The organism is Conexibacter woesei Iso977N (assembly GCF_000424625.1).
Lineage (GTDB): Bacteria > Actinomycetota > Thermoleophilia > Solirubrobacterales > Solirubrobacteraceae > Baekduia > Baekduia woesei_A.
Window position 1 is genome coordinate 1,200,084 of record NZ_AUKG01000002.1, and the last position, 15,228, is coordinate 1,215,311.

Here is a 15,228-nt window from a genome sequence, read left to right on the forward strand (position 1 = left end):
GTACGGAGAAGAGACGCCCATGCCGGTCCCGACCCTGATCACGTTCCCGCCGAGTCTCGACAGCGAGTTCAGCCGCTTCCTGCTGACCCACTACGGCATCGAGCGCCACGAGGAGCGCCACGTGATCTTCATCTCTTCGGCCATCACGCTGGTGCGCGCCCGGACCGTTCGCTTCCCCGTGCTGTTCGACCACACGCTGCGCTTGAACACGGTCCACAAGCTGATCGACCACTTCGAGCCGCTCGCGGTCCCCGAGCGGCGGCTCGTGCCGCCCGGCACCGACCTCACGGCGCTGCGCGCGGACTGGAAGCTCTTCCACAGCGACCTCAACACCGCGACGACGGTGCTCGCGTACTACCACCTGCTCCCGCACCGGCAGATCATGGTCGAGCCCCTGAGCCAGGGCGCCCCGCCCATGGAGGTCCGAGCCGTCGAGCGCGGCTACCCGGTGTTCAAGCTGCTGCTCAGCGCGCTGCTGCGCCTCAGCCCGTCGCGCGCGGAGACGATGCTGACGACGATCCGCTCCTGCCTGCAGCGGGTCGACGATCGCCTCGCCGACGGGCGCCGGTACCTGCTCGGCGACCGCTTCACGCTCTCGGACATGGCGTTCGCGATCGCCTCCGCCCCGATCGTGTGGCCCGACCAGTACGGCGGCGCGGTCCCGGCGCTGGCCGACACGCCGCCGGGGCTGCAAGCGGTGGTCCGCGAGTGCCGTGCACGCCCGGCGGGCGAGCTGGCGCTGCGGATCTACCGCGACCACCGGAACGCCGCCCCGGCCGCCTCACCCCAACCAGCCGCGAGCACGGAATCGAGGTCCCATGGCCTTCACTGACAGCTGCGACGTCTTCCTCGACGTGCACGAGGCGGCGCTCAACCGCGTCGTCCGGCATCTCCGGCGCCAGCGCCCGTCCACGTTCAACATCGGCAGCCCGGCCCTCGTCGCGAACCCGGGCCGGGCCTGCGCGAAGATCGACGCCCATCCCGTCGTGCTCGCGCGCGGCAACCCGCTGATCGGCCTCGGCCCCGACCTTCCGGTCGCCGGCACGAGCTTCCTGGTGGAGTACGTCATCCAGCTCGCCGCGCTGGAGGTCGACGTGAGCCAGGGCAACGTCTTCGCCCTGCCGCCCGAGCTCACGCCGCTCGCCGACCAGAGCATCGGCGCGCACGCTCGGATCTGCGCCGGGCTCGGCTGCCCGCCGAAGGAGCTCCTGGGCATCGTCAACGAACGCGGCGCCGCGGTGCGCGACCAGATGATGGCGGCGCAGGCGCGCGAGGTGCGGCGTCCGCCGCGTCCGCCGCGCAGGGTGGAGCTGCCCTTCCGCGAGCTCGAGTGCTTCTGCCTCGACTTCTTCCTGACCGGCGGGGCGCAGTTCGCGGGGCCGTCGGGCGACGAGCACCTGGTCGGGCAGCTGCACGGCATCGAGATCGTCGACCTGACGCCCACCGGGCTCGAGGACGCCATCGAGTGCTACGCGAGCCTCGTCGTCCGCCTCGGGCTGCTGCCGAGGCTGCGCGTCCCGCTCATCCGCGCGGTGGCCGGGATCGCGAGGGTCGGGACGCTCACCGTCGAGCCGACGCCGGCGCCGAAGGTGCCGCACAACCCCGCGCTCGAGGACGACCAGATCAAGGTGTTCCTCGACGTCGCCGTCACGCCGCCGCCACCGCCGTCGGGCGGTGGGGGAGGCGGTGGTGGTGGAAGCGCGCCGCCGCCCGCGCCCGGCGTGCCGCGCCCGCGGACGCGGACGGGCCCGCTCGACGCCGTCGCGGCGCTGTCCGAGCGCACCGCGACGGCGCTGTTCGCCGGCGTGCGCGACAACTTCGGCTTCGACGAGAACGGCAGCAAGAGCTTCGGGCCGTTCGTCCTGAGCTACGGCGCCGCCGGGCACCTCGAGAACGGCACGCTCGACTTCCGCCCCGACGGGTCGATCTCGATCAGCGAGCTGGACCTCAAGTTCACCAAGTTGCGGGCGTGCTTCGGCATCGACATCCCGGAGATCTGCGTCGGCGGGTTCTGCCTGATCCCGATCCCGTTCGACGGCTGCCTCGTGCGTGCCCCGAAGATCTGCCTGTTCGACGACGACCCGGACCTCGAGTTCTGCCTCGACATCGCGCCGTTCGTCCGGCTCGAGCTCTCGGCAGCGGTCCGCCCGGTCGTGAAGTACAGCGTCAACCCGAGGCGGACGGCCGGGATGGACGACTGGGACGCGCACGACGCCGGCGTCCCCAACCACTGGCAGATCTACATCGACCCGCTCACGATCGACGTCGATCTGTTCGACATCGCGGACATCGTCGGCGACCTGCTCGACGACGCGATCGACGCGGCGCTCGACACCATCCTGGGCCCCCTGCCCGATTGGGCGAAGGACCTCATCAAGGCGATCCTTGGACCACTCGTCGACCTGGTCCGCGACATCCTCGACTTCGGCGACGACTTCAGCGAGTGGCTCGCGGATCAGCTCGGCTTCAGCCTCGGCTTCCTCAACACGATCCTGACGCTGCTCAGCGACTACCTGGCCTCGAGGGCCCCGTTCGAGCTCGCCGACCCGGTCGAGGCGCTGCCCGCGAGCGGCGGGCTCATCCCCGTGCTCATCCCGATCGAGTTCCTCGGCGTCCGCGTGACCGGCGACGAGCTCGTCGTCGAAGCCGACCTAGGAGACTGACATGACGCCGATCCTGGACCCGCGGTTCCTGCGCCAGACGCAGTTCGACAGCGCGGCGCCCGCGGGCACCGCCGTGGTCGTGCACCGGTTCGAGCGCGAGGGTGAGCTCCAGCTGCTGGTGCACCGCGGGAAGACGCCGCTGCGGCGGGCGCGGATCAACGTCCGTCCGGAAGCCGGCGACGACCGGCCGGCGGCGTCCGCGCCGGACCTCGGCGGGCCCCGGGCCGCGCCGCCTGCTGCCGCCGCCTTGGACCTCGCGACGCTGCTGCGACCGGGGGTCCAGGCGCCCGATCCGACCGACCTCGCGCGCGGCGGCTACCTGTCGATCACCTCGTCGGAACCGCTCCCCGAGCACCACGTCGTCGTGACCGCAGGCGATGAGGTGGTGCTCGACACCCGCCGGCTCGGGCCGCAATCGGTGTTCGCGGTGACGCTCGTCCGGCCGGGGCGCTACCGCCTCGCCAATGCTGTCACGGGCCACGAGGCGGCCGTCGTCGTCACCTACCCCGAGGTCGGCAGGGCGCGCTACCGGCCGCCCGACCCGGTGGAGATCGAGTGCGGTGCCAAGGGCTTCGGCGCGACCTCCTTCAAGATCTCGCCCGCACAGGGCATCATCTTCCGGCTGGCCACCGAGTCGCGGATCCAGCTCGAGCTCGTCGAACCCGACGACGGTCCGGCCGCTCGCCGGCCACGGCCGAAGGCCTCGTTCCGGCGCCCCGCGCCGCCGCCGGCGAGCTGAAGGCGCTCGCGCCTAGCGGATCTCGCCGCGCAGGAACCGGTAGGCGCCGATCCCGACCGGAAGCGCCACCCAGAGCAGCGAGGTCGTCGCGACCTGCGCCCACTCGTGGCCTGAGAGCGTGTGCGCAGTCAGATCACTGAACGTCTCGCTCTGGTCGGTCCACCTGGCGAGGCCGTGGAGCCCGCCGATCACGTGCGTGACCGCCGAGTAGGCGATCGGCAGGACGTAGAGCGCGACGATCGCCGGGGCGGAGATGAGGATCGCCGCGCCCAGGCCGACGCCGGTCAGCATCGAGAGCACCGTGTACAGCACGGTCTGCAGGACGAGGCCGGTGTCGAGGTGGAACGCGTCGGTGGCCGCCGGGTTGATCGCGGTGCAGAGCGCGGTCAGGACCAGCGCGGCGACGAGCGCCAGGATCGACAGGACGATGCTCGCCGCGATCTTGGTGACCAGGACGCGCCCGCGGTGGGGGACGAGCGTGAACGTCTGCAGCGCGGTGCGCTGCGACCACTCGGAGGTGACGAGCAGGATCCCGACGACCGGCAGCAGGAAGTTGAGGGCCTGCGAGCTGTTGTTGAGGAGGTTGCCCCAGGTGTGATCGCCGTCCGAGCCGCTGAGCACGGTGATCAGCGCGGTCGCGAGCATCAGCAGGACGACGGAGATCAGCAGCCAGAAGCCGGCGCGCGTGTCGTAGGTCTTGCGCAGCTCGACGCGGGTGAGCGTCAGCAGGCCGGGCCGTGTGTCGCGGCCAGGGGCGACGGTGGCGGTGGCGGTGGCGGCACTCATCGCGTGGCCTCCAGGGCGTGGTCGGGGTTGACGGCCTGCTCGTGGCCGGAGGTGAGGTCGAAGAACAGCTGCTCGAGGCCGGCCGACTCGGACGGGCCGAGGTGGGCGAGGGCGACCTGGCCCTGCAGGGCGGCGCGGCCGACCTGGTCGGGTTCGGCGTCGACGATGAAGCCGCCGTCGGGGTGGGCGCGGTGGTCGAGCTGGGCGCTGGTGAGCGCGGTGTCGAGGGCGGCGGCGTCGTCGGCGGCGCGGACGAGCGTGCCGGCGCCGGCGAGCAGCTCCTCGCGCGTGCCGGCGGCGACGATCCTGCCCTTGCCGATGATCACGAGCTGGTCGGCGACCGCTTCGACCTCGTGCAGGAGGTGGGAGGAGAGCAGGACGGTGCCGCCGCGGTCGGCGAAGTCGCGGAGGAGCGTGCGCATCCAGCGCATGCCCTCCGGGTCCAGGCCGTTGGCGGGCTCGTCGAGGATCAGGACCTCCGGCTCGCCGATCAGCGCGTTGGCGATACCGAGGCGCTGGCGCATGCCGAGCGAGTACTGCTTGACGCGCTGGCGCGCGGCGCGCTTCTCGAGGCCGACGCGGTCCAGCAGCTCGGGGACGACCTTGGGGTCCTGGCCCATCGTCAGCGCGGAGAGCGTCAGCGCCTCCTCGCCGCGGCGGCCGTCGTGCTGGGCGCTGGCGTCGAGCAGGATGCCGACGCGGCGGCCGGGGTTGGGCAGCTCCCGGTAGTTGGTGTTCAAGATGGTGGCGCGGCCTGCGTCCGGCGCCGACAACCCGCACAACATGCGCATGGTGGTGGTCTTGCCGGCGCCGTTGGGGCCGAGGAAGCCGGTGACGGTGCCGGGGGCGCAGGTGAACGTGACGTCTTCGACGACGTTGCGTCCTCCGAGGCGCTTCGTGAGGCCTAGGGACTCGATCATGGTGGAGAGGATCTGGGTTTGGGGGTGGCGGCGCGACGGCCGGGGGTCGGTTCTGGGATCGACTTCGGTAGGGGGTCGGAGTGTCCTGCGGTGAGTACGGTGCTTGATGTCATGACTGACGGTGTTGCGCAATGGCAGCGGTTGTTGCTGCCCGCGGCGGTGCTCGCCGAGTCCGACGGCAGACGTACGCCGCGGGACTGGGTGGTCGACGCGTTGATGTACGCCTTCGCGGTCGTGTTCGGCGTGGCGATCCTCGGGTCGACGATGTCGTACCGCTCGGACCTGACGATCGGGCTCGACATCGCGTTGGGGGTCGTGGCGCTCGCCGCGCTGTGGTTCCGGCGGACGCGGCCGATCGAGGTCGCGGTGGTGGCGATCGCGCTGTCGGCGTTCAGCGCGCTGGCCGCGGCGGCGGCGCTGGCCGCCTGCTTCAACGCGTCGCTGCGGATGAGCAACGGCCGCCGCGTGGCGGCGGTCGGGCTGTTCGGCTGCGTGGGCGCCGCGGTGTCGGCGTTCTCCTACGGTGCCGCGCACGGCTACGACTGGTCCGGGCTGTTCGTCGGGTTGTTGCTGACGACCGTCGCGATCGGCTGGGGGTTGTTCGCCCGCGCCCAACGCGAGCTCGTCGCCTCGCTGCACGAACGCGCCGCACGGCTGGAGAACGAACACCGGCTCTACGCCGAGCAGGCCCGCGACGCCGAACGCCGCCGCATCGCGCGGGAGATGCACGACGTCCTGGCGCACCGCCTGTCGCTGCTGAGCGTGCACGCCGGCGCACTGGAGTTCCGCCCGGACGCGCCGCCAGAGGACATCGCGACCGCGGCCTCCATCGTCCGCGCCTCAGCGCACAGCGCGCTGCAGGAGCTTCGCGAGGTCATCGGCGTGCTGCGCGAACCGGACCTCGAAGAGCCACCCACCGCGTCCCCGCCCGCCGTCACTCCGCCGGCCGCCGCCGCTCCGCCGGCCGCCGCCGCTCCGCCGGCCGCCGCCGCTCCGCCGGCCGCCGCCGCTCCGCCGGCCGCCGCCGCTCCGCCCGGAACGCCCGCCGCCCCTCCGCCGGCCGCCGCCTCAGCGTCGCCCGCCGCCGCCTCGTCGGCCACCACGCGACTCGCGGGCGGAGCAGCTCCATCAGCCATCCCCGCTGCGAGGCGGGGTCGTGGGGCGGATGGGACGCGGGCGTGGGCCGGGCCGGGGGAGCGGGCGACGGATCCGCCGCAGCCGACGCTTGCCGAGATTCCGGCGTTGGTCGACGAGTCGCGGGCGGCGGGCACGAAGGTGGGGTTGCGGGTCGAGGTCGCCGAGGCTGTAGAGCTCCCGGCGGCGCTCGGGCGGACCGTCTACCGGATCGTCCAGGAGGGGCTGACCAACGCGCGCAAGCACGCCCCTGCGTCGGCGGTCGAAGTTGTCGTCGAAGGCGAGCAAGGCAAGGTGGTTGTGTCGGTCGTGAGTCGTCGACCTGTAGGGGTCGTCGCGGCGCCGGGCGGCGCGGCGCTGCCCGGCGCGGGCGCGGGGCTGATCGGGCTGCGGGAGCGGGTCGCGATCGCGGGTGGCGCGCTGGAGTGCGGGCCGGACGCGACGGGCGACTTCGTCCTGCGCGCGGTCCTGCCGTGGGAGCCGGCGGCGTGAGCATCCGCGTGGTGTTGGTCGACGACGACGCGCTCGTCCGGTCCGGCCTCAAGATGATGTTGTCGGGTGCGGAGGGCATCGAGGTCGTCGGCGAGGCCGACGACGGCCGCGGCGTGCTGGCAGCGCTGGACCGCCACCGGCCCGACGTCGTGTTGATGGACATCCGGATGCCGCAAGTCGATGGCATCGAGGCCACCAGGTTGGTGCGCGAGCAGCCCGACGCGCCCGCGGTCGTCGTGCTGACGACGTTCGACGCCGACGAGCTGGTCCTGCGCGCGCTGCAGGCGGGCGCCGCCGGGTTCCTGCTGAAGGACACGCCGCCGGCCGAGATCGTCCGGGCGATCGAGACCGTCCACGCCGGCGACGCGATGCTCTCGCCGACCGTCGCGCGCCGGCTGATCTCGCTGGTCGCGGGCGACGGCGAGGCCGCGGCGCGCGCCGACCGCGCCCGCACCAGGCTGGAGCTGCTCAGCGCCCGCGAGCACGAGGTCGCGCTCGCCGTCGGCGAAGGCCGCGCCAACGCCGAGATCGCGACCGAGCTGCACATGTCGGTCGCGACCGTCAAGGCGCACGTCTCGAAGCTGCTGTCGAAGCTCGGCGTCGAGAACCGCGTCCAAATCGCGTTGTTGGTGCAGTCGGCGGGCAAGGACTACAACTAGCTGCATTGCAGCGCCTCGGCGCATCGGGCGCGCGAAGTGCCGGCCTTCTGTCAGAGGGCGACGCGCAGGAGCCGGCCGGCTTCGGCGACGTAGAGCCGCCGGCCGGCGAGCAGCGGCGTCAGCGGCGCCGGTCGTGACGCGCTGCGGACCCGTCCGGTGGCGAGCGAACGCACCACGAGCCGCCCGCGCCTGTCGTTCTCGGTCCACGCGACGAAGTCCCTGGTGATCACCGGGTCGGAGCACTGGACGTGGCGGCAGATCCTCAGCGTTCGCGGCGCCCGGCCGCAGTGTTGGAGCTGGACGACCCCGGGCGGAGCCTCGATGTCGGCGTAGCGCGTGCCCGCTGCCCACGGACCCGCCCGTGCGAGCTCGTCCGCCAGCACGACGCCGAGGCCTGACGTGTCAGGGACGGTGGGACGCTCGACGGGCGAGCACAGCGGCCGCATGAGCGCGGCGCGGTCGAGGTCGGGGACGAACGAGGCGCCGGGATCGTCGCTGACCAGGCGACCGGTGCGGCGGCTGATCCACGCCACCGTCGTGGAGTGGTAGCTGAAGAAGCGCACGCGCGCCCAACGTGCACCGATCGCTTCGTAGCGCGACCCGTCCGCGGTCGCCACGTCGTGTGGCGGTACCGGGAGCGCGGTTCGCGATCCGGTCGCCAGGTCGAGGGTCGCGCCCGTCTCGAAGCCGTCCCGGCCCTCGCATTCCCACAGGAGCGTTGCGGCGTGTGCATCGGAGAAGAAGCACCCGGCGGGAGAGGCGACCGTCGATCGCTTCCCGGTCCTCGTGTCGAGGACGGTCACCGCCGCGCCAAGCGTCGTACCGCTGGCGGCGATGTAGCGCTCACCGTCACTGCGCACGTGCGGGCCGATCGGGCCGACGTCATGCAGCAGTAGCCGGCTGCCCGCCGCCGGAGCTGGGCCGATCGCGGCCAACAACAGCATCGCGAACAGCGCCGCCGTCGGGTGAGCGACGCGTGCATGAAGCGCGCGACCGGCTCGCTGGATCGGCGTCGGGCCCATCGCAAGTGGGAACGCGTCGCTCCGACGGGAGTTGCGCGCGCGGAGGCGGCGGCGCGCCACGTCAGCGACCGAGGAGTCGCGCGCGGAGACGCCGGGGTCAGGCGGTGCGCGGCTGGAGGCCGAGCATGAGGCGCTGCATGGCGTCGTCGAGGAGGTCGTTGAGGGGTTCTTCGCCGAGGAAGCCGGTGTTGGCGAGGGCGACGAGGCCTTGGAGGGCGGCGAAGGCGACGATCGCGACGCGCTCGGGGTCGCCGGGGACGACGGCGCCGGCGGCTTGGCCGGCGGCGACGGCTTCCAGGGCGGGGGCGAAGGCGCGCTCGCCGGCCTCGGTCAGCTCGGGCGGGCCGCCGGCCTTGTGCTTGGCGGCGAACATCAGCTCGATCAGCGCGGGGTGGGCGGTCGCGTAGCCGGTGTAGGCGCGGGCGAGCGAGAGCATCTGCGCGTCGAAGCGCGGCTCGGCGTTGTTGATGGCCTTGGCGAGGACCGCGCCGAGCTGCTCGAAGCCGTTGAGCGCGAGGGCGTCGAGGAGCGCCTGCTTGTCGGGGAAGTGGCGACGGGGCGCGGCGTGGCTGACACCGACCTCGCGAGCGAGCTCGCGCAGCGACAGATCCTGCGCGCCGGTCGTCTCCAGCGCGCGCTCGGCCGCGGCGAGCAGCGCCTCACGGAGGTTGCCGTGGTGGTAGGGACGGGCGGTCGTGGTCAACTCGGTGGACATGGTAACCGGGATGTGTTGGCGTCGACAGCATTGTTGTCATTGACATCTTTGTCGGCGGCGTCTACATTCGCCGCATGCCTTCTTCCTCCTCCTCGAAGTGGACCGCCGCCGATCTCCCGGATCTGGCCGGGCGGGTGATCGTCGTGACGGGCGCGTCGAGCGGTCTCGGGACGGTGACCGCGCGCGAGCTGACGCGGGCCGGTGCCCACGTGGTGCTCGCGGTGCGCGATGTGGCGAAGGGCTCGCGGGTCGCGGAGGGGTTCGCGTCGGGTGCCGGGTCGTGGGAGGTCCGGGCGCTGGACCTCGCGTCGCTGGAGTCGGTCCGGGCGTTCGCGGCGGGGTGGTCCGGGCCGCTGGACATCTTGATCAACAACGCGGGGATCATGGCGGTGCCGCAGGGCAAGACCGTCGACGGGTTCGAGCTGCAGATCGGGACCAACCACCTCGGCCACTTCGCGCTGACGAACCTGCTGCTGGGCAACGTGACCGACCGCGTCGTGACGGTCTCGTCGGGCGCGCACCGGATCGGCAGGGTCGACCTGGAGGACTTGAACTGGGAGCGCCGCCGCTACCGGGCGTGGCCGGCCTACGGGCAGACCAAGTTGTCCAACTTGCTGTTCACGAGGGAGCTGCAGCGGCGGCTGACCGAGGCGGGCTCGGACGTGCGCGCGGTCGCGGCGCACCCCGGCTACGCGAGCACGCACCTGCAGGATCACACGGGCTCGAGGGTCCAGGACGTGCTGATGGCCTCGCTCGGCAACCGGCTGTTCGCGCAGAGCGACGAGATGGGCGCGCTGCCGACGCTGTTCGCCGCGACCCAGGACATCCCGGGCGACTCGTTCGTCGGGCCGGACGGGTTCATGGAGCAGCGCGGCCACCCGCACCTGGTCGGCCGGACCCGCGTCGCCCGCGACGCCGACGTCGCGCGCGGCCTGTGGGAGCTGAGCGAGCGCCTGACGGGCGTGAGCAGCGGCGTTGGCGCCGCGCCGCGTACTGCCGTGTAGGACTACAACAAGCTGGTCTGCTCGCCGTAGGGCGACTCGTGGATCGAGGGACCCGTGAGGGCGGCGAGCTCCTCGGCGAGCGTCGGCGTCGGGGCGTCCTCGGGCTGGTGGTCGGCCGGAGCGTCGTCGTCCTCTGGCGCCGAGGAGACGGGCTCGGGCTCGGGCTCGGCGGTGCGGCCGGAGTCGTCCGCGTTGGAGTGCTCGGCGTCGGAAGCGATGGGCTCGAAGACGGCCGGCTCGGGCTCGGAGGCGATCGGCTCGGGCTCGGCCTCGGCGGCGGCGATGGCGGGAAGCGCGGAGGGGGCGGCCGCCTCGATGGGCTGGCGCTCGGCGAGGGTGATGAGGTCGAGGGATGACGCGGGGATCGTCGAGGCTGCCAGCGAGATGAGGTGGCGGTGGTGGGTGAGGACGATGACCTGGGTCGACTCGGCGAGGGAGGCGAGGGCGGTGAGGATGCGGCGGGCGCGGTCGTCGTCGGATTCGAGGAGGACGTCGTCGAAGAGGACGGGGACCGGCTCGGAGGTCGTCACGTGGCGCTCGATCGCGGCGAGGCGGAGGGCGAGGAAGAGCTGCTCGCGGGTGCCGTCGCTGAGCTCCTCGACGCGGCGGCGGGAGCCGTCGGCGGTGATCGCGATCAGGACGTCCTCGTCGCGGTCGTCGACGTCGGTCTCCAGGCGCGCGAAGCGCTCGCAGGTGAGCGCGGGGAACAGCTCGTTCGCGCGGCTCAGCAGCGGCCCCTCGTGGGCGCTGCGGTAGCTGGCGATCGCGTCGCGCAGGACCTTCTGGGCGAGGCGCGCACGGGCGTAGCGCTCGGCGACCGCGCGGATCTCGGCTTCGAGCGTCGCGGACTCCTGGCGCAGCGCTGCCGCCTCGTCGGAGCGCTCCAGCCGGGCCAGCTCGTCCTGTGCGCGCGTGACTGCGGCTGCGGCTTCGTCGCGCGCGTCGCGCTCGCGGGCGATGCGGGACCTGAGGTCATCGGCCTGGACGGCGGCGTCGTCGGCGTCGAGGTCGGCGACGGCGGCCGCGACCTGGTCGGCCGGCTGGCCGCCCGCGCGGGCGAGGTCGCCGTCGAGCGAGGCGATCTCCTCGCGCAGCGCCGCGGCGCGCGCGGCGCGCTGCTCGTGCTCGATCAGCTCGGCGTCGTCGGTCGCGCCGGCGGTCGCGCGGAGCGCGGCCAGCTCCTGGTCGGCCTCGGCGACGACGGCCTGGTGCTCGGCCTCGTCGCGCTCGAGGTCGGCGATCGCAGTGGCGAGCGCGGCGCGCTCGGCGGCCGCGGCGCGCGCGGCGGTCGCGCGGCGGTGCAGCTCCTGGGCGGCCGCGAGCGCGGGGCGGTCGGTGAGGTCGGGCGTCAGCTGCGCGACGTGGGTCGCCACGTCGGCCTCGAACGCCTCGCGAGCCGCGTCGAGCGCGGCGAGCTCTTCGGTCAGCGATGCTGCGCGGTCTTGGTCGCGTGCGGCCTGCTCCAGCGTGCGCAGGGTGGTGAGCGCGTCGTCGGGCGCGAGGTTCTCGGCCAGGCCGCAGCCGTCGCGCAGCGTCGTCCACTCGGAGGTCCAGGCGGTGAGCGCGGCCTCGGCGCGGGCCGCGTCGGCCTGCGCGTCCTCCAGGCCGGAGGCGGTGCGCGCGACGGCCTCGGCCGCGCGGGTCGCGCGGTCGGCGTCGGCGCGGAGGGACTCCAGCCGCGTCTCGGCCAGCTCGATGAGCGTCGCCAGCGGGACGTCGGCGGAAGGCTCGGCGTCGCGTGGCGCGGAGGGCGCGGCGTCGTCGCTCGTCGGCGGCGCGGTGGCGGCGAGGGCCGTGCGGAGGGAGGTGGTGTGGTCGGTGCGGAGGTGGGTCGCCGTGGTCGCGCGGGTCGCGGCTTCGGTGGCGGTGCGGAGGTGGGTGAGGGTGGTCTCGCGGCGGGAGAGGAAGGTGCCGGCGGAGGCGGGTGTCGGCGCGGCGTCGCCGGCTGCGGACCAGGCGGAGATCCAGGCGGTGGTCGCGCGTTCGATCGCGGCGGTGTGGCGCTCGCGACGGGCGGTGAGGTCGGTGGTGTCGCGGGCGAGCTTGGTGAGGTTGCGCTCGATGTCGGCGAGGCGGGTGACGTCCTCGGCGTGGCGGAGGCGCTCGTCGGCGACGTCGTCGGCCTCGGTCGTCGTCAGCTCGTGCTCGACCGCGAGCTGCTCGACATCGGCGACCGGCGCTTCGGAGACCAGCGCCTCGCGGACCTTCGACCATGTCGCCTCGCGGGCAACGCGCGCGGCGTCGAGCGCGGAGGCGTCGAGGACCGGCGCCTCGGCGCCGAGGTCGTCGCGCTGGGCCTCGAGGTGGCGGATCGTCTCGGCGATCGTGTCGGACTCGGTCTCGAGCGCCGTGCGGATGCGCTCGGCCTCGACGACGTCGCCGAGCAGCCGTTCGATCGTCTCGCGGTCGGGGACCGGGATCGCGGCGAGCGCCTCGGCGTCGCCGCCCGCGGTCCGGTCGGCGGCCGCGCGGGCCGCGCGCTCGTCGGCGCGGGCGCGGGCGATCTCCTCGTCCACGTCGCCAGCGCGGCGGGCGCCGCGGAGCGCCGCGGTCAACATGGTGTCGTCGGTCGCGGCCGGGGCGGGCGCGGCGTCGCGCGCGGCGCGTTCGGCTGCGCGCCGCGCGTCCTCGACCGCCGCGCGGGCCGACGTCGCCGCCTGCTGCACGCCGGTCCGTGCCTGGAGGTGCGCCTCCAGGCGGTCACGTGCGTCGGCGTCGAGCGTGAGCCGCGCGGCGCCGGACGCGGCGAGGTTCGGCGTCAGCGACGCGAGCTGGTCGGCGAGCGAGGCCTGAAGCGTTGTGAGGGCGGTCGAGAGGGAGGCGCGGCGGACGGTCTCGGACTCGATCGAGGAGGCGGTCGCTGCGAGGGCCTCCAGCGCCGGGGCGGCGGGGAGGAAGGCGTCGTCGACCGCCAGCTCCGACGTGCGGGCGCGGGCGCGGGCCAGCTCGCGGGTCGTCGCGGCGGCGGCCGCGGCGGCTGTCGAGCGGCGGTTGGTCGCGGCGATGCGGCGGTCGGCGGCGTCGGCCGACAGCGCCGGGACGTCGCCGAGCGCGGCCAGCTCGGCGATCCGGGTCGCGCGCTGGGCGGCCAGCGGCAGCGCGCCGCGCAGGCGCTCCAGCCGCGAGTGGTCGTGCTCGGAGGCGGCGAGCACCGACGAGGCGGAGTTGAGCGCCGCGGTCAGCTCGGACAGCTCGCGCTGCAGCGCCTCGTAGCGCGGCGGGCGCAGCGAGGCGTCGCGCAGCGCGCGCGTGACCTCGGCGTGGCGGCTCAGGAGCAGGTTCAGCTCCTTCTTGGACGGGCGGGTCGAGAACAGCGTCTCGGACTCCGACTCCAAGTGCTTCAACAACCGGTGCAGGCGCGCCGTGCCCGCCGCGGCCGCGAACAGCGACTCGCCGACCGCGCCGTGACCGGCCAGCAGCTCCTCGCCGCCCTGGACCAGCGACTCGTGCGTGATCTCGAACAGCCCCGAGTGGACCTCGGACGTCAGCCCACCCAGCGCGGCGCGCAGCGCGGTCTCGTCCAGCGGATCGCCGTTGTTGTCCAACAACGTGTTCTTGATGCCCTTGCGCCGCGTGACCTCCAGCGAGCGGTCGCCCAGCTCCAGCAGCGCGCGGATCCGCAGGTCGGCCCCCGGCCGGCCGTAGGTGTCGCGTGTCCGCGCGGGCACGCCGAACAGCAGCGCGCTGACCGCGCGGCGCGTCGTCGACTTGCCGGCCTCGTTGGGGCCGTAGACGAGATGCAGCGACCCCGACGGCCCGAACGTCAGCGTCCGGTCGTCGAAGTGGCCCCAGCGCTCCAGGTCCAGGCGGGCGATCCGGATCATGCGGCACCTCCGTCGAGCAGCAGCGCCGGCAGCTCGCGCGCGACGTCGTCGAGCAGCTCGCGCACGACGCCCTCGTCGGTCGGGTCCCAGGCGATCGCGCCGCGCAGCTTGCCGGCCAGCCCGTCGAGCTCGCCGACCAGGTCGGCGACGTCGGCGTCGGAGACCGCCGCCGACAGCGCCGAGAAGACGTCGTCGGCCGGGACCTCCGACCGCTCGGCGGCGCCGACGGCAGTGGTGCGGACCTGGACCTTCTCGATCCACGCCTCGTCGCCGGCGACCTCGGCCGCCGCGCCGCGCACGTCCCACTCGAAGCGGCGCGCCGCGCGCAGCAGGTCGCCGTGGACGACGGACTCGCCGACCACCCGGATCCGCGCCGCGAGCAGGCGGCCGTCCGCAGCGGCGACCGCGTCGCCCAGCGACGACGACACGGCGGTGAGCACCTCGTCGGCGTCGGTCAGCGTCGAGGCATCCACATCAACAACGGACCACCGCACCACGTCGAGCGTCCGGGCGTCCAGCGCCGGCACGTGGTCGGCGCCGAACGTCACGACCGTCGCGCCCTTCGGCCCGGTCTCGCGCACCGAGCGCCCTTGCAGGCAGCCCGGGAACAGCACCGGCGGATCGGCGTGCAGCAGCATCCGCTCGTGGACGTGCCCGAGCCCCCAGAAGTCGTAGCCGTGCGCCGCCAGGCGCTCGACCCGGCACGGCGCGTACGGCGCGTGGTCGAAGCGGCCGTCGGCGCTCGTGTGCAGCAGCCCCACGTTGACCAGCCCCGAGCGCGGCGCCGGGTAGGCGGCGCTCAGGTCCTCCAGCACCGCGGCGGTCGCGTAGCCCTGCCCGTGCACGGCCAGCCCGAGCTCGTCGAAGACGACCGTCTCCGGCGCCTCCACCGACAGCAGCCTCACGTTGTCGGGCACCCGCAGCGCCTTCGTGATCCGCGAGGCCGCGTCGTGGTTGCCCGTCACGACGACTACCGGGATCCCCGCCTCACGCAGGCGCACCATCTCGCGCACGAAGAACGCGCCGGTCGCGTAGTCGTGCCAGTCGCCGTCGTAGAGGTCGCCGCCGATCAGCAGCGCGTCCACCGCCTCGTCCAGGCACAGGTCGACGAGCCCCCGGAACGCGTTGCGCGTCGCGAGGCGCAGCTCGGCGACCGGCGCGGTGTCGTAGGCCGTCAGCCCGTGCATCGGGCTGTCGAGGTGGATGTCTGCAGCGTGGACCAGCTTCATCAGGGACCGAACAGTCTGGGGACGGCGACGGACGGACTGCA

Annotated in this window: 12 protein-coding genes; 6 read left to right on the forward strand and 6 right to left on the reverse strand. The window is 73.8% G+C overall.

Going from position 1 to position 15,228, the window contains the following annotated elements; genetic code table 11:
- Positions 1-19 precede the first annotated feature (19 nt).
- The 3 genes from H030_RS0118080 to H030_RS0118090 are packed head-to-tail and all read left to right on the forward strand — an operon-like array spanning position 20 to position 3,402.
- Positions 20-832: a glutathione S-transferase C-terminal domain-containing protein gene (locus H030_RS0118080; RefSeq protein ID WP_027007141.1), complete on the forward strand. Its 813-nt coding sequence runs from the start codon at positions 20-22 to the stop codon at positions 830-832.
- Positions 819-2,663 carry a hypothetical protein gene (locus tag H030_RS0118085; protein ID WP_027007142.1) on the forward strand — a complete coding sequence of 615 codons (1,845 nt, stop codon included), beginning with the start codon at positions 819-821 and terminating at the stop codon, positions 2,661-2,663. The genes H030_RS0118080 and H030_RS0118085 overlap by 14 nt, the downstream gene beginning before the upstream one ends.
- A gap of 1 nt (position 2,664) precedes the next feature.
- Positions 2,665-3,402, forward strand: a complete 738-nt coding sequence (locus H030_RS0118090) for a hypothetical protein (protein ID WP_027007143.1) — start codon at positions 2,665-2,667, stop codon at positions 3,400-3,402.
- Between the two features lie 12 nt (positions 3,403-3,414).
- Here the strand turns inward: H030_RS0118090 and H030_RS0118095 are convergent, their stop codons facing one another.
- Both H030_RS0118095 and H030_RS0118100 read right to left on the reverse strand, forming a co-directional pair.
- Positions 3,415-4,188: an ABC transporter permease gene (locus tag H030_RS0118095; RefSeq protein ID WP_051223053.1), complete on the reverse strand. Its 774-nt coding sequence runs from the start codon at positions 4,186-4,188 to the stop codon at positions 3,415-3,417.
- Positions 4,185-5,108, reverse strand: coding sequence for an ABC transporter ATP-binding protein (locus tag H030_RS0118100; protein WP_027007145.1), 924 nt, complete (start codon positions 5,106-5,108; stop codon positions 4,185-4,187). Before H030_RS0118100 ends, H030_RS0118095 begins: the two co-directional genes overlap by 4 nt.
- Before the next feature lie 111 nt (positions 5,109-5,219).
- Here H030_RS0118100 and H030_RS37440 point away from each other — a divergent pair, with 111 nt between their 5' ends.
- Both H030_RS37440 and H030_RS0118110 read left to right on the forward strand, forming a co-directional pair.
- Positions 5,220-6,734 carry a sensor histidine kinase gene (locus tag H030_RS37440; RefSeq protein ID WP_081690914.1) on the forward strand — a complete coding sequence of 505 codons (1,515 nt, stop codon included), beginning with the start codon at positions 5,220-5,222 and terminating at the stop codon, positions 6,732-6,734.
- Positions 6,731-7,393 (forward strand): response regulator transcription factor, encoded by a 663-nt coding sequence (locus H030_RS0118110; RefSeq protein ID WP_035128655.1) that lies wholly within the window; start codon positions 6,731-6,733, stop codon positions 7,391-7,393. Before H030_RS37440 ends, H030_RS0118110 begins: the two co-directional genes overlap by 4 nt.
- Before the next feature lie 50 nt (positions 7,394-7,443).
- Here H030_RS0118110 and H030_RS39215 read toward each other — a convergent pair whose 3' ends face one another.
- Together H030_RS39215 and H030_RS0118120 are read right to left on the reverse strand one after the other, a co-directional pair.
- Positions 7,444-7,956 carry a hypothetical protein gene (locus tag H030_RS39215; protein WP_155892130.1) on the reverse strand — a complete coding sequence of 171 codons (513 nt, stop codon included), beginning with the start codon at positions 7,954-7,956 and terminating at the stop codon, positions 7,444-7,446.
- Between the two features lie 556 nt (positions 7,957-8,512).
- Complete coding sequence (locus H030_RS0118120; protein WP_035127915.1) at positions 8,513-9,130, reverse strand: TetR/AcrR family transcriptional regulator; 618 nt, start codon at positions 9,128-9,130, stop codon at positions 8,513-8,515.
- Between the two features lie 74 nt (positions 9,131-9,204).
- Here H030_RS0118120 and H030_RS33245 point away from each other — a divergent pair, with 74 nt between their 5' ends.
- The gene (locus tag H030_RS33245; protein ID WP_035127918.1) at positions 9,205-10,134 is read left to right on the forward strand and encodes an oxidoreductase; all 930 of its coding nucleotides are present in this window, start codon (positions 9,205-9,207) and stop codon (positions 10,132-10,134) included.
- A 2-nt stretch (positions 10,135-10,136) separates the two neighbouring features.
- On the opposite strand, the gene H030_RS0118130 is transcribed toward H030_RS33245, so the two are convergent.
- Together H030_RS0118130 and H030_RS0118135 are read right to left on the reverse strand one after the other, a co-directional pair.
- Complete coding sequence (locus H030_RS0118130; protein ID WP_027007149.1) at positions 10,137-13,958, reverse strand: AAA family ATPase; 3,822 nt, start codon at positions 13,956-13,958, stop codon at positions 10,137-10,139.
- Positions 13,955-15,187 (reverse strand): metallophosphoesterase family protein, encoded by a 1,233-nt coding sequence (locus tag H030_RS0118135; protein ID WP_027007150.1) that lies wholly within the window; start codon positions 15,185-15,187, stop codon positions 13,955-13,957. The genes H030_RS0118130 and H030_RS0118135 overlap by 4 nt, the downstream gene beginning before the upstream one ends.
- Positions 15,188-15,228 lie beyond the last annotated feature (41 nt).

Coding starts and splice junctions, on each gene's coding strand:
- H030_RS37440 (WP_081690914.1), top strand. CDS start 5,220: ATGACTGACGGTGTTGCGCAATGGCAGCGGTTGTTGCTGCCCGCGGCG.
- H030_RS0118080 (WP_027007141.1), top strand. CDS start 20: ATGCCGGTCCCGACCCTGATCACGTTCCCGCCGAGTCTCGACAGCGAG.
- H030_RS33245 (WP_035127918.1), top strand. CDS start 9,205: ATGCCTTCTTCCTCCTCCTCGAAGTGGACCGCCGCCGATCTCCCGGAT.
- H030_RS0118090 (WP_027007143.1), top strand. CDS start 2,665: ATGACGCCGATCCTGGACCCGCGGTTCCTGCGCCAGACGCAGTTCGAC.
- H030_RS0118100 (WP_027007145.1), bottom strand. CDS start 5,108: ATGATCGAGTCCCTAGGCCTCACGAAGCGCCTCGGAGGACGCAACGTC.
- H030_RS0118130 (WP_027007149.1), bottom strand. CDS start 13,958: ATGATCCGGATCGCCCGCCTGGACCTGGAGCGCTGGGGCCACTTCGAC.
- H030_RS0118085 (WP_027007142.1), top strand. CDS start 819: ATGGCCTTCACTGACAGCTGCGACGTCTTCCTCGACGTGCACGAGGCG.
- H030_RS0118120 (WP_035127915.1), bottom strand. CDS start 9,130: ATGTCCACCGAGTTGACCACGACCGCCCGTCCCTACCACCACGGCAAC.
- H030_RS0118095 (WP_051223053.1), bottom strand. CDS start 4,188: ATGAGTGCCGCCACCGCCACCGCCACCGTCGCCCCTGGCCGCGACACA.
- H030_RS0118135 (WP_027007150.1), bottom strand. CDS start 15,187: ATGAAGCTGGTCCACGCTGCAGACATCCACCTCGACAGCCCGATGCAC.